Annotated in this window: 8 protein-coding genes and 1 pseudogene; 3 read left to right on the top strand and 6 right to left on the bottom strand. The window is 42.9% G+C overall.

Annotated features, from left to right (window positions below; all coding sequences use genetic code 11):
- Positions 1 to 93: 93 nt before the first annotated feature.
- From ABKW31_RS19030 to ABKW31_RS19015, 4 genes are all read right to left on the bottom strand, one after another.
- Complete coding sequence (locus ABKW31_RS19030; RefSeq protein ID WP_348618173.1) at positions 94 to 1338, bottom strand: cation:proton antiporter; 1245 nt, start codon at positions 1336 to 1338, stop codon at positions 94 to 96.
- A gap of 849 nt (positions 1339 to 2187) precedes the next feature.
- Entirely contained in the window at positions 2188 to 2361 is a 174-nt protein-coding gene (locus tag ABKW31_RS19025; protein ID WP_348618172.1) for a hypothetical protein, read from the bottom strand.
- A gap of 548 nt (positions 2362 to 2909) precedes the next feature.
- Complete coding sequence (locus ABKW31_RS19020) at positions 2910 to 3557, bottom strand: PEP-CTERM sorting domain-containing protein (RefSeq protein WP_348618171.1); 648 nt, start codon at positions 3555 to 3557, stop codon at positions 2910 to 2912.
- 861 nt (positions 3558 to 4418) lie between these two features.
- Positions 4419 to 6155 carry a hypothetical protein gene (locus ABKW31_RS19015; RefSeq protein ID WP_348618170.1) on the bottom strand — a complete coding sequence of 579 codons (1737 nt, stop codon included), beginning with the start codon at positions 6153 to 6155 and terminating at the stop codon, positions 4419 to 4421.
- 663 nt (positions 6156 to 6818) lie between these two features.
- On the opposite strand from ABKW31_RS19015, the gene ABKW31_RS19010 reads away from it, so the two are divergent.
- Positions 6819 to 8009, top strand: a complete 1191-nt coding sequence (locus ABKW31_RS19010; protein WP_348618169.1) for a hypothetical protein — start codon at positions 6819 to 6821, stop codon at positions 8007 to 8009.
- An 872-nt stretch (positions 8010 to 8881) separates the two neighbouring features.
- Here ABKW31_RS19010 and ABKW31_RS19005 read toward each other — a convergent pair.
- Entirely contained in the window at positions 8882 to 9895 is a 1014-nt protein-coding gene (locus tag ABKW31_RS19005) for a DUF4382 domain-containing protein (protein WP_348618168.1), read from the bottom strand.
- A 971-nt stretch (positions 9896 to 10866) separates the two neighbouring features.
- A pseudogene (locus ABKW31_RS19000) lies at positions 10867 to 11037 on the bottom strand (molybdenum cofactor biosynthesis protein MoaE); the annotation flags it as partial.
- Between the two features lie 393 nt (positions 11038 to 11430).
- On the opposite strand from ABKW31_RS19000, the gene ABKW31_RS18995 reads away from it, so the two are divergent.
- Both ABKW31_RS18995 and ABKW31_RS18990 read left to right on the top strand, forming a co-directional pair.
- Entirely contained in the window at positions 11431 to 11817 is a 387-nt protein-coding gene (locus ABKW31_RS18995) for a hypothetical protein (RefSeq protein WP_348618167.1), read from the top strand.
- A 7-nt stretch (positions 11818 to 11824) separates the two neighbouring features.
- Entirely contained in the window at positions 11825 to 13420 is a 1596-nt protein-coding gene (locus ABKW31_RS18990) for a PA domain-containing protein (protein WP_348618166.1), read from the top strand.
- The last annotated feature ends 367 nt before the right edge of the window (positions 13421 to 13787 follow it).

The following is a 13787-nucleotide window of genomic DNA, read 5'->3' as shown; positions in this document are numbered from 1 at the left end:
AATCAACTCCAGAACGGTTGTAAGCGATAATCAAAGAATTGCGTTCTGCGTTAGTTAAATTCAGGGATGTCTATTTTATGCTTCATTTACCTCTTACTCACTCTCCATTTTTAAATTTTTCTTTTGCCAATGAATGCAAAGTGGTACTGATAGATTAAGTAAAAAGGTTACCAACATAAGTGTGTAAAACACCTCCATTGATATAATGTTGTACTGAACATAAGCAATATCCAGCACGACAAACGCCAGTTCTGCGCGACCTAACATACCAAAACCTATCATCCAACTCGATGGCCAATCAAAGTTACCCGTGTAGCGGGCAGCGAGTGCTGCAGATAAAACCTGACCAACAAATAAACCGATGAACAAGATCAGAGCGTAAGGAAGGACAGACAAAAATAAGCTCGCTTCAAAAATGAGTTTGGAGCCTAATGCGACAAAAAATACTGGGCCTATCCAAGAAAAGGCCACATTGTCGATGATTTCGCGCGCATGTTTATAGTGATCACGTTCATCATTTTGATGAAAGTCGAAATATTCTTTTTGTATAATAAGGCCTGCCATATATGCACCCACAGCGGGATGAAAGCCAAACTCATGTGCAAGTAAGCCGACCAACACAGCAATCAACAATAGCGAAAGTACAGTGTATTCGCCTTTAGCCATGGATAACACAGAACGTAAATTAAGCTTACCTAAAAACGGAATTCTGGCAGCGAAGCCGTTGCTTGTAGGAAACAACCAGGCGCCCAGAAAGGTAACGATAATAAAAAATGCTATTGCTTTGCCCAGAATAAAGAATATTCCGAAAACTGAAACGCTTGTTTCGCCGATAGCAATTGGCACCAAGATAGCAACTAATGCAAGCGAAGCTATATCGTCAAGCACTGCGGAAGTCATAATACCGGTGGCCGCCGGTGTATTATTTAGTCCCTCGCTTTTAAGCGAAACCATGGTGAGAGACACTGCAGTGGCAGTCATTGCCAAACCAACGAATAAAGAGGTGTTAGTATCCTGCCAGACTACATCAGCAAAAAAATAACCCACAGCAAATGGCACCAATGCGCCAAAAAGGGCAATTCCCCAACTGCGTTTTATGCCTTTTATAAAGTTACTGGTGCTCTCTTCAAAGCCCAGTGCAAACATAATAATAATAATGCCTAATTCAGCAAAATCGACAATAAAAACCGGCATAATTTGCGGCAATATGCCGATATTGACTAACAATGCACCGCAGAATAAGTACCACAAAACTGGCGTCAAACGTGTTTTATGAGCAAGGTAGGACGCAACAAAAACCGACGCCCAAATAATCGCTAATAAGGCAATATCATGCATGCAAAGATCCTCAAGAAAATTTTATCCTACACCTACAGATATATTTTTTATTGATGTGGATCACGACATGAGTGTTAATAGTTGTTTTTGACATAAAACACGAAATTAGAAGGCTTTATTTTGCATTCCGTTGCCCCCTCTTTAACAGCCTCAACCTTTAACTCGTAATAGGTCCTTCAGGGCCGAATTTTAAAGATGCATTAGCGAGAAAGCCATTATCGTAAACGTCCTGTTATTTTGCCTGAACCGCCAACTTGTAGGAGGTCCTTCAGGGCCGAATTCTAAAGATGCAATAGCGAGAAAGCCATTATCATGGATGTCCTGTTACTTACCCTGAACCGTCCACTTGTAGGAGGTCCTTCAGGGCCGAATTTTAAAAATGCATTAGCGAGAAAGCTATTATCGTAGATGTCCTGTTATTTATCCTGAACCGTCCACTTGTAGGAGGTCCTTCAGGGCCGAATTTTAAAAATGCAATAGTGGGAAAGCCATTATCGTAGATGCCTGTTATTTAACCTGAACCGTCAACTTGTAGGAGGTCCTTCAGGGCCGAATTTTAAAAATGCATTAGTGGGAAAGCCATTATCTTGGATGTCCTGTTATTAAACTGCTAATTCTTGTTTGCCCCAAGGTTGCTGCTGAATTTAGAACTCAAATAGTTCAGTGATTCAAACAAAACCGTAGCGATATAAAAAGCAGAAAGCACAACACCGATCAAAGTCACCGATAAATGAAAAGAATGAGCTGGCATAATTAATCCACTGAGATTAATAATTGAAACAATCAATACGACAAACCACAAAGTAGGATTAGAGGGGACGGGCTGTCTCAACCAAAGTTGTGCCCCTATTACAGCCCTAATGTTAGCCAGCCAAGTTCAGCATGCCCAGCGTCACCGTGATGGGTAAAACTGGCTCCGCCAGCCAAACTAAGTGCAACTAACCAATGAATTAAGCGATGGTAGGTCGACCATATATATGGCATTGGCGTACTTTTAATTGTATGAACCTTTGAATTTTTCATGGCATGTTGTCCTTTCTATTGAGTGTTGTTAGATACACCATATCAAGCAAAGCTGACATGAAACTGAAAAGCGTGGGTTGTTCGATATTTAGTATTAGGAATAAGTCGTGCGGGGACGAACCGATGAAATGTCAGCTTTGTTCTCCACAGGTTTGTGGATACGATGAATATCTATTAGGTTGCATGTCACAAAAGTAGACAAAGAAACTTAATGTTACGCCCTTTGTGCGCGGCAATAAGAACCACCACAATGGTGCCTTTGCGTTAGCAGAAGCCAGCTAACGTGAGCATATCCGGTTTTTTCCTATGAATGTTAACTTCCTATCAGTGAGCGTCTTATCAAAAAAAATAGGCATGAGTAATAAATCAAGGGGAGTGTTGAGTAAGTTTGGTTTGGTGTTTTCTTTTGGCCCCAAAGTCCTGTTAAATGGGTTAAACAGAGCTAGGAGAACAATGCCCAGTAGTACAGTTTGATTCAAGGCAAGCTAACATCGGTGTTATGTTAGAAGTGACAAAGGCCGCGATAGCGGCCGTTCAGTTTAATAACACTATTTACGACGTACGAAACCCAGTCCGACTAAGCCGATTCCGAGAAGGGCCAAAATAGATGGTTCAGGCACATCTGTTACAACAAACGAGAAGTCATCAACATAAACCAATTGGCTAGTGACTCCGCCATAACTCTGAATAGCATAGACAACCCGTGCACCGTCGGCACCCAATGGTATTAAAGAGTTAACAAAAAATTGTGAATAATCGGCTCCTACCGTGGGAACTAAATTAGAGGTTCTTGATATTTCTACATCGTTTACCAAATCTCTAAATTCGATACGGATTTCAATTCCCCCCTGTTCTAGTAAGGACTTGTGCCAACCACTAAACAAAACGGATTGCCCCGCTAACAAGCCATCAACTTCTTGAAATACTCCTGCGAACACGTTGGCTACCCCGTTAATACCCATCTCAACAGACTGTAAACCAGAGTGAGGCATCAATAAACTATTTACAGCAGTAGAGTTTCCATCAACAAAAAACGCTTCCCAAGATCCTATAAAAGGATAGCCATCGTTTGTTACGGGCTGTTCAAAGCCTGGGTTTGTCAGTAAATTTGCCGATGCAGGTAAACAAAAAACACTGACCATTAATAAGAAGAGTGCGTGATTTACACAACGGAATATTGATTTATTTTTTAACATTAGTTTCTAATTCCTTTTTTCTATGGAAAAAATTATGGTTTGTTAGTGGCTTGCAAACTAGATGTAAATAGGGCGTTAAAGAAATAAGCATGTTATACGCCAATTTTTTAAATTAACTAATAATCAATTGTTTACAAAAAATAGAATTATGTTTAGCCGACTTGGTGTAAATAAAGTTGACACTATTTGCTATTTTGTACGAAGCATTTCCTTCACTTTACGTTCGTATAATTGAGAAAAGGCAAAATAAAACCTTATTTTTCATCAAATGAAAATACATATTGCTACGTATCTGATGAACATATTTAACTCCTAATGTGAATATCGCATATCGCATATCGCATATCGCATATCGCATATCGCATATCGCACATCGCACATCGCAAAAGGGACCTTTTGCGTCACGTGAAAAGGCCTTTTAAAGCTGTTGTGGAGGGAACTACTTAGAGAGGGATTTAGCAGTGAATTTTGCGCGTCTGGCTTTGAGTTTTAGCTCATTTTCGGCGCTTACTTTCGCCTTCGCCATTTCACGCTCGGCAATCACATCGGGCAGACTGTTTCGGTGAAGGTCGACCTTGAGCCCAGAAACCTCCGGCTACGCGACTATATTTTGGGTTCGATTTGACTCTCTCTTGAAATCACAAATCTTAAAATAAGCTGCTGGCTAATAGCCATATCTGAACGTCTTAGCCCATTACTAGAGAGGATATAAATTATCGTAAGCAAGGCAGTTCCTACTGAAAATTGATAGATTAACAAGATTGCAATAATCCAATAACTCTTCACTGGTAAGTAAAATTGACCTTTTTGAAGCAAGGAATGAAATCGTGTGGTCACTCCAAACAAAATTGATAGTCTAGGCTACTTGTTCCCTTCAAATTTATCATAATGTTTCAGATCGCCAACTTCTGTTGGCGATCCCAAGCCATTAATTGAATGATTGATACCTCCGTTAAGTCCAGCGAATGTTGATATATGTGTGATTACAATGCCTGAATTGTCGGGGACTTCCATGGCATTTTCTAGTCTGACATTATTTGAGACAGTTGGCTCACCACTAAAAAAGCTGTAAATACCCAGTCCATACGCTTGATGATTTTGAACGTTATCTGCAACCTTATAAGAAGCATAGCCAGGCTTTCCGTCATCATTCCATTCCTCAATACTCGGTGGGTGATAGGGGATTTCAGATTGATAAAAATAAGTTCTACCGTGTTCACCTTTCCAGAGCGTTTGGTAAGCTTGAAAGTGCTCGTTGAATAATCCGTAGATCGTCACATGATCGCCATTCACAACAAGTCCGTGTTTATTCTGTCCATTCATCCATTCAGTTCCTACACCGTGATCGGCTCGCCATAACCAAAAATGATCACCAATCACATAATTGCTGTTGATAGTCACGGTTGTTTCCGTTTGACCAACCACCGCACCTCCAACTCTGCAATAGATATCATGCAGAGAGATAGGATTATCGGGATAGTCAGAATCAGAAACGTTTGATCCGATTTGAATAAGTGTCGGAGATAGCTCTGGTCCCGCATCTACCATAAAACCTGCTAATTTCACCCCGGGGATATCATTAGTAGTAACTGCAATCTGTCCGTTTTGAGGAATGAGCGTTGGTAATCCAAGTCCCAGAATGACGGTATTGGGTTTGGTTATAGTAAGCGTTTCATCAATCTCGTAGATCCCGGGTGTAAAGAGAATATGCTTACCATCAGCTAGGGCGTGATTAAGAGAAGTCGCATTATCTTGATCAGGATAAGCAATATGGAACGAAGTTATCGCGATGAGTTCACCCTCCTCATCACGATTTATCCAGGAAGGGCCAGAAGTTTCCCGACGAAGTGCAGGAACAAAAACGGCGTAATCTCCGGATTCAGTATAGGTTAGGAATGGTTTTTCACGCACTACCGGTGTTTTGTCAATTACGGTTGTCGGTTTATCAGGCCATGAATCAGTTGGTGCGCCTTTCACTCCAACAAATACCCTGTTCCAGTTTCCACCTTCCCACGATCCGATGCTTGAATTTCTTGTCATCCACTGTTGTCCGGATGTTAATCCTGCCCTACCTTCTACAACAGAATTGGCAAGAACCCCGCCACTTGCCCAACTGCCTTTATCAAAATTAATATCACCCGCTACATGCATGCGTCGGTATGGAGCAGCTTGTGATACTGCCCAATAAATCATTTCACCATCTTGTGGCACAACTTTGAAATTCTCAGCACCACGCCAAAACATGGTTGTAACTTTGTTCGAAACATTGTTGCTACTGGTAGTTGTGACTGATTGCACCGTTCCGTTGATGGTAACGTCGTCGGGATATCTTCCTAAACCTAGGGCCTGAACATAATAATCGACCGTTACATCTATATTATAAGTTCCCGGTTTGAATAGTAGAGCGTATCGCTCTGAGCCAAATTCGTTATACCTCTGCTGGTTGTGTAACGCTTTAAGCGTCATTTTAATGCCTTCCAAATCCATGGAATCGTCAAATACGAGGACATTTTTACCAAATATGGAGGTGTATTGAGATATATCTAGCTCACTAAATTTTTTGTTTGGTTTGGAACATCCGGCAACAATACTAAGCAACAGTAACAAAGCTAAGGTGAATAGTAGCTGTCTGGAAAAGGATATAACACACACGATAAGCTAACCAGATTCTGAAATAAAGTATGATTTCAAGTATAAAACTAAAATACCCAAAAAACGAATCTACAACTAAAGCAACGACAAAACTGGGAAGTCCAATGTGATTACTAATTAGGCTGAAATCAATGAGGCTTTTAAGTCCAAGATTGAATTTATTGATGGTTTGGGAATTAATTAATAGCACATTCCTGGGTTAAACCTGCGCTAGCGGCCTTTTTTGCTTTTGGCGCGCAGGAATTTATACTGGCTAATGTAAACCTAAAGTTTCACCCACAAGGAAGATTTTTTAAACTATTATTGTTTGGTAAAAATGGTGAATCAGCCCTAGCTTGAACAAGGGGCTGCCGATTATGAGGGCACAATGACAAGCTTATAATTCCTTTTTTATACTTATGTTAACGTGGTCATGACTACCAACTTATCAGATTTTTTACCATCTAGTAGATGTCCGGTCTAACTCAAATTGATTCTTACTATTTTTGAACTAAACTTTCGATTATTGCAATGGTTGTTAATTTACACCCTAAGGCGGGTCAGTTTTAGATGTTATTTACATCAATGATTTAAATATTATTAGTTGTGTTTTCCAAAGGGAGAAACTGTATGACCAACCAAATAATCAAAATATTTTTTATAAGTAGCTTGTTGAGCTTTACCAATTTTGCTAGTGCGGCTGATGAGTTTGTTATGGTCCAAGGCTATCAATTAGATGTAGACAGCTCAAAAATGAGTGAACAGGAAGCCGCAGGATTAGCCGGCGATGCAGCTGATGCTCTGAGATACGCTGAGTATGTCAGCGTAGAAATTTTTGGCCAGGAAGCGGTTGAAGAATTTTATGAAATATTATTCCCTACTGAAGAAGATTACCCCCTTGAAGAGGCGGAAGAAAGTGGTTGGTTTTTCAAAAAACATGATCAAATAGTCAAGCAACTATCGACTCCTAATAAAGCAGTTCCTTATGTTATTTATTTTACAAAGCAAGCAATGCGCATGAATACGCCCGAACATTCAATGGTGTGGAAATTGAGCAATGATGGCAATACGGCTTATATGGCCTTTGCAGACCACGCCAAAAAAGAGGTGACGGAATTGACTAACCTAACGAATATAGGGGAACTAAATATGCTTTCTGCTGAATATTCAGGTTTCAAGTCTTCTTCGACGGGCAATTCCGATGAAATGTTGGGAGTGAATACCTCAGAATACAACTATTCATTCTCGGTAACGATGGCGGGCCCCTTAAGTCTAGGTAATATTTTTACAAACCCAGGAGGCGGATCAAAAAATTCGGATATTTCAAGCCGTACTTCGGGGGTTGCCTGGTTATCTAAAGATATTCCCGGCTATTCCATAATCAAAGAATTTTTTGATAAATTTGCCAGCGGTACAGAAAATGATAATCAAAGCCTCATGAATACTGCTATTGCCGGCTTTGCTCGCAGTATGAGCGATATGATTAATCTTGGTTTTCCATTGAATGATTCCCGCTTCTCATTAACCAGTGGCCCCAGCTCACCAATGTCACCGCCAATTTTATTACCAAGCATAACGGCTAATCAAGTTGCTGATGTGACAGTATTAACACTGACTGATTCAATGGCTGCTTACATTTCGGGTGGAAAATTTCCGAAAGATTATAATTTTGTTGATCCCATGAAAATGCAAGACGGAAGCGATGTAAAATTTGAAATGCCGCCAGAAGTTAAAGAAGCATTTGAAAAAATGACCCCGGAACAAAGAAAAATGATGGAATCTATGGGGCTCGACAAGATGATGAAGCAAATAATGCAATAGCAAAAATCGTGGTGCGTCATACCGTTCATAGTTTAGAAAAAAAATTACTTCTCGGTATCGTAGGTGTTAATTTGCAGTCCAATTTTTACCAGTTTTGGATATTATTTGCATCAAATATTGATCCGCGATTAACAACTTGAATTGACGTAAAATTTGGCTTGCACTAACCACTAAGTCCACCACTTCTTCAATGCAACGTTGGATTAATGTCTCATACAATCCAACATCGTCGCCCAAAATGAAAATAGTCCAGCCGAGCCTACTGCCAAAAGGTATGATCTTCCCGCAACCCCGAACTTAAATTTTAAAGTACTTGTGTCGGTGGGTAGGGTAGGTCGGCATAAAACTGAAAAGCTGAAATTCTGTGAACGAGGAACAAAAGTTAGCCGTAAAGTTTCAAGTCACGAGGTTAGCTGAGGATAATTTAAGGTTAGTCAGTGGCATAAACCGCCACTAAATTTCGTTAGGCAGGGAATGTCAGCTGTCGGGCTGATCTGTGGAATAAGCAGTCATAGCTGAGTGCAAAATAATATATAAAAAGACAACAAGAACTTGATGCTCTCAAACAAACTTAACTTGCTGATGTTTTCGCAGTAAGAATGTTTTCTGTAAATTTAAGACAACGAGGGGAATTAACCTTTGATGGCTATTTGTCGTGCAATCAGTCTTGTGGTCGCACTAGAATGTGTTACAAAAAAGCAACATATTCTGATGCGACTCAAGTACCGAAGGATTATTTTTGTTCCTTTACGCTCTTTAACTAGATTTTAAGCGCATATATCAATATTGAAAAAGATGTACCTCAAAAGAGACAATAGCTTTAGCATAAAATTTTAATTTAAATAAACCATCATGCTGCTTTTTAGACCCTCTTACTCTGGGACAATAAAGCTAACTTCAGTCGTTGCACCGTCTTCACCAACGTTTGCTTCAATTATGGCTATGAACTCAATATCATCATCACCTTCTGGATCTGTGTCTGATGAGCAAGTAAGCGCCAGGGTATAATCACCAGAGCGTATAAAGCCTATCTCGAAGCTATAGGTTATTGCGCCATCAAAAAGAACAGGCGCACTAGTTAAGGATTCGATGCTTTCTGCACCACCATTGTCAGCTAAATTAGTGGGGACTAAATCAATCCCTGGATATATGTATATACTGGCAACCGTCTCGCTTAAATCCTCGGGCATCACATCACACATATTATTCATTAAAAGTGCTTCGCTCACCGTACCCTCAATGTGCCCTGACGTTGTGTTATCGACGATTCGTACACCACGGGGTTTAAGAATATAACCATCCTGACCAACAGGATTTGTCATTCCTTTGCGTAAGTCGAACTCAACGGTGAGATCCGTTATACCGCCTAAAGTTGCGGTAAAGCCATCTAATTTTAATTCGTTTGACGGCACTCTAATAGGGATCCGATCGGCCCGTCCATCCTGGTCGTTGTCATCTTCAATACCGTTCTTATCTAAATCTACGGTGGCATAGGATAGTGGACTCATCACTAATCTTATTTGATTGTAGTTGCCCGGATTTATCTCAATGTTGTTTAATAGCGCGGTGCTATCAGCACCAGTAAAAGATAAGAGGTCAATGCCTCGAGTATTTGCAACAATGGCACCATTGCTGTCGGTACATAGATCGTTTGCGGTTGCCGTGCCTAAAGTGTCGCCTATAAGAAACGTTTTATTATTAGCGCTGTCTGATGATTTAAGCTCTATTTGACTGAAGCATGCCACTACGGTGACCGCGTTTTCAACCGGCGCATCGCTCACTGATAAACTAAAACTAGGCGCATTTAGCGCTGTGTTGTCGGAATCACCGCCACAGCCTTGTACTAACACTGCTGAAAAAATAAGGGCTAGAGTCGTTTTATTCATTTTAATTCCTATTTGGATTCTAAGCCCAGTTTGGGCTTTAGTTATGTTTGGTATGTTGAACTTTGTTCTTTCTTAGTCACTAAGATGTCGTGTAGTAATACTTTATCGGTTGTCAATAATATAAAGACCAGTAAACAAACTTAAGCGTGGATTATGTCTATTTAAACGAGTAAGCAATAAACGCACCTAGTTGACGATTAAACTAAGCAAGGCGTCAATGTAGGCATTAGAAAACCGTGTAAAACTTTTGTTAGTGCAATATTCTTGCGTGCCAGTTAACTTTCAAGGGTCGGTTCACGTCATGAACTGCGTGTCCAACTAGTTATCATTAAGTTCTGTCAATAGGACATACTTACCGCAAAACTTTCAACAGCCAATGACCACTTTTGCAGTAAGCAAGTAATAGCCGCGAAAGTAGTCGACCGCAGACCGCCCCCACTTGTCATTCTGATTTCAGCATCCCAGTTTCTCAACCTTCCGCTTCATCGCCCAAAATGAAAATAGTCCAGACTGTCGCAGTTGAATTATTTTAGTGAAAAAGTAATGAGACTCGAAATCTATAATTCGGTGGATATGAGGTATCTAGTTGATTTTTAGTGTAAAAATGGTGACACAACCCTGACTTGAACAGGGAGCTGCCGATTATGAGGCAAGGAGAGAGTCCTTCATTTTGCGACTAAGCCTATAAAAAAATAAAACTTTTTTTCAGCACCAAACCCCCTTGGTTGCATAACCGGAGCTATACCGAATTTTTTCCGAAATGAAATTTTAAAAGCGAGATTTTAAGTGGGGTGGGTCGGCGTCAAACTGAAAAGCTGGAATTCTGTATTGCCGTGCAGACGACTGTCAGGCTTAGTCGAACCCTAAACTTAAATTAGTTAAATTGGCTAGTATAGCTTGGGCCAATTCACTTTTATTTTCACTTATTTTTTTCACAATGGAGCCTTTGTTTTTAAATAATCCATAATAAATTAACAGGCCATTATTTTCCCGACGCGATGTATAACTCTTATTTGTCCTAATGACCAATGCGCTCTAGCCTGTTGGCAGATTTCTTCTAAGGATTTTTCAGTCATTCTAGGATAGTGCTCGATTTTAATTGTTAGCACTTCAGCGCAATCATTAAAATCTCGAACGATCCCAGTAAAGGTAACACAATCGAGCCATTACATTTTTTTGCTCACGCAGCTTTTCATACTCAGCAGCGTGCAAAAATCTTTTTTTTGTATGTCTGTTTTTAAAAACTTCCTCTTTTTTTGATTTCAACATAGTTGGTAATCTTGAATTTTGATCAATAAATGGGAGTGTTACAGAGGTATTTAGTATTAATTCAGAGAAGGCCTCAATTCGTGCTGTCGTTTTAGGATCACACCAGTCCGACAACGCCGCAAATATTTATTTGCATTATATTCCAAATGGAAATTTATAAACTACACTCAAAAACGTAGAAATGTTAGCCAACTAAAACCAGGGTCAGAATTGAATAGAAACTCAGGACATTTTTACTTCACAAACATCAAACGGAGAGAAAAACGATGAAGATGATATACATTTTTGCTGTAGCGACATTGGCTGCAACGTTGGTAGCACCGAGTGCGCCTGCCGCAGAGCCTACCGCTGCAACCGAGGCTTTGCGCGTCATACGCGATAAGCAGACAGGCCAACTGCGAGCTCCAAACAATCAGGAACTGAAGGATATGCTCAATGCAGAGAAAGCTGCCCGCAAGGCACGCGGGGAGTCTGAACCTTCGGCTGAACCGCAGCAGGTTGAAGTGCGCACCTATAACAGCGGCATGAAGTCCGCAGTGCTCGGCCCGGAATACCTCATTTCGTTAGAGGCGCACCGGGATGCTGACGGCAACCTCGTCGTGACTCACAGCAATCCTAAATATCGTGCTCAAGCTGAACTGCCAAAGGAGTAACCAGAACATGAATAAAAAAATTATTGCGGCAGCCGTTGCCGCGACGGTGATGGTGATGCCAGCTTTCGGTGCGAACTTAGTCCTCAACAACGTCGATGTCCCTGGCATCGGCTTCAACGATCCAACTCCGGCGACGCCGGTCGGCGGGAACATGGGCACAACGGTCGGCGAGCAGCGTTTGATCGCATACCGAAGAGCACTCGATCTCTGGGGTAATACCCTTGCGAGTGACGCCACCATCGTCGTGCGGGGCTCGTTTGCACGCCTGAATTGCACGACCACCGGCGGCACGCTGGCGCAAGCCGGTGCGCTTCAGATCTTCGCGGACTTCCCCGACGCCCCGCTTGAGGGGCATTGGTATGGGGCGGCGCTGGCCAACTCGATAGCTGGTTTTGATCTGGATCCGTCTAATGACGACATCGTCGCGAACTTCAACGGCGATGTCGGCAAGGACGACTGCATCGCGGGTCCTGGATGGTACTACGGCTTGGACAACAATGCGCCCGCTGGGCAGACCGATTTTCTGGACACCTTCATGCACGAAGTGTCGCATGGCTTGGGCTTCCAGAACTTCGCCAACGAGGTGACAGGCGCGACGCCTGCCAACCTGCCAGACGTCTACATGGCCAACACATATGACTTGTCCTATGGCTACCCGTGGAACTTCGACTTTGGTGACGTCAGCATAAGCCAGTTGTTGGTCCGACTCTCCGCGGTCAACAACGGCAACGTCGTGTGGACGGGTCCCGAGGTCACCGCGAACGCACCACTGGTGTTGGGTGCCTATCAGGGCATCCGCGTCACGGGATCGCTCAATCAGGAGCTTGTCTTCGGCACGGCATCGTTTGGAGCCCCAGCAACAGCCGACAACTTTGGCGGTTCGATCGCGATTGGTCAGGACGGTGTCGGTGCCAGTGGTGATGGCTGCGAGGCGCTGAGCAACCTCGACGAAGTGGCCGGTAACGTGGTCATGCTAGACCGCGGTGCCTGCGCGTTCACCGTCAAGGCGGCCAATGCGCAGGCAGCGGGTGCGTCCGGTGTGATTATCGCCAATAACCAGACCACGGGAGCGATCGGCCTGGGCGGAAGTGATCCAGCGGTCACGGTGCCGACGATCAGCGTCTCGCTGAACGATGGTAACGCGATCAAGGCAGCGTCGCCCGGTGTGTCGGTGGAGTTCTTCACCGATCCAACGCGCCAGGCTGGCACCAACCAGGGCTTCGTGCGCCTTTACGCTCCGACGCAGGTTGCGCTTGGGTCCTCAATCTCGCACTTCGATACGGTGGCATCACCTAACCTGCTGATGGAGCCGTTCATCAACTCGGATCTGCGCAGCGCCACCAATCTCGACCTGACGCCCTCGTTGATGCAGGACGTTGGCTGGAAGATCGAGACGCTAAAGATTGCCGGTTGCGACACGGGTGTCCCAAGCGTTTTACCTAATGGCGACATGCTGCCGGTCCAAGTCGAAGCCTGCGAGGCAGGGGCGCAAAACCACGGAAACTTCGTGAGCTGTATGACAAAGGTGACAAAAGCGGCCAAGAAGGCCGGATTCATCACTGGTAAACAGGCAGGCGCGATTACTTCTTGCGCGGCGCGATGAACTAAACCCATTTAGTTCCGACATTGGACTGACCTCGGCCCATTAACCGACCCAAGCAGCACAGGCTGCCTGGGTCTTTTTGTTTGACACCTAACTGGGCACTGGCAACTTAGTCTATTAGGGAGATGGTACCCCGGTAAAAACAGTGGTCATCGAATGAGCATAAGACAAATTAACGCTATAGACTAGCCTCTGTGACAGCTGCATTTGAGGGGGGGGCGCTGTTTCGCAAAAATCACCGAGATTGCACTGGAGCGGCGTACGGCTGTAAAATTTCGTGTCTCTGTGCCGTCGGTCATGGGTCCGTTAAATAGTCCTGAACATCGTAAAATAGAATAATCATATAAGTGCTTTATTCTTTTCATTA

This window comes from Paraglaciecola sp. 25GB23A (assembly GCF_040012495.1).
Classification (GTDB): Bacteria; Pseudomonadota; Gammaproteobacteria; order Enterobacterales; family Alteromonadaceae; genus Paraglaciecola.
The sequence above is the reverse complement of the archived record's forward strand: the minus strand, read 5'-3'. Positions and strand labels throughout refer to the sequence as shown.

What these genes read in the sequence shown, in the direction of transcription:
- ABKW31_RS19030 (WP_348618173.1), bottom strand. Translation starts at nt 1,338, where the DNA reads ATGCATGATATTGCCTTATTAGCGATTATTTGGGCGTCGGTTTTTGTT.
- ABKW31_RS19025 (WP_348618172.1), bottom strand. Translation starts at nt 2,361, where the DNA reads ATGAAAAATTCAAAGGTTCATACAATTAAAAGTACGCCAATGCCATAT.
- ABKW31_RS19020 (WP_348618171.1), bottom strand. Translation starts at nt 3,557, where the DNA reads ATGTTAAAAAATAAATCAATATTCCGTTGTGTAAATCACGCACTCTTC.
- ABKW31_RS19010 (WP_348618169.1), top strand. Translation starts at nt 6,819, where the DNA reads ATGACCAACCAAATAATCAAAATATTTTTTATAAGTAGCTTGTTGAGC.
- ABKW31_RS19005 (WP_348618168.1), bottom strand. Translation starts at nt 9,895, where the DNA reads ATGAATAAAACGACTCTAGCCCTTATTTTTTCAGCAGTGTTAGTACAA.
- ABKW31_RS18995 (WP_348618167.1), top strand. Translation starts at nt 11,431, where the DNA reads ATGAAGATGATATACATTTTTGCTGTAGCGACATTGGCTGCAACGTTG.
- ABKW31_RS18990 (WP_348618166.1), top strand. Translation starts at nt 11,825, where the DNA reads ATGAATAAAAAAATTATTGCGGCAGCCGTTGCCGCGACGGTGATGGTG.